This window comes from Mesorhizobium sp. M00.F.Ca.ET.216.01.1.1 (genome assembly GCF_004010325.2).
In the GTDB taxonomy this organism is placed as follows: Bacteria; Pseudomonadota; Alphaproteobacteria; order Rhizobiales; family Rhizobiaceae; genus Mesorhizobium.
Genome location: NZ_SADR02000453.1, coordinates 1 through 301 on the forward strand (window position 1 = coordinate 1; position 301 = coordinate 301).

Sequence of the window (301 nt, forward strand, 5' to 3'; positions counted from 1 at the left end):
GTCGAAAGATCGAATGAAAATCGTCATTGCAGGGGCCGGAATCGGCGGCCTGACGGCGGGCGCCGCGTTGCTCAGACAAGGCTTCGACGTCACCATTCTTGAACAGGCAAAAGCGCTCGGGGAGATCGGCGCCGGCGTGCAGTTGAGCCCGAACGCCACGCGCGTGCTGTACCGCATCGGTGTGGGCAAGCGCCTGGAAGGCCTTGCGTGCGAGCCGCCCGGCAAGCGCGTGCGACTCTGGAACAGCGGTCAAACGTGGCCGCTCTTCGATCTCGGCGCGGCATCGCGCGAAGTGTTCGGC

1 protein-coding gene is annotated in these 301 nt (G+C 65.4%); it reads left to right on the forward strand.

The genetic code is table 11. The features are described 5' to 3' along the window. Positions 1-13 precede the first annotated feature (13 nt). Positions 14-301 (forward strand): NAD(P)-binding protein (locus EN859_RS36920; protein WP_148671263.1); only part of this gene is annotated, 288 nt, incomplete at its 3' end.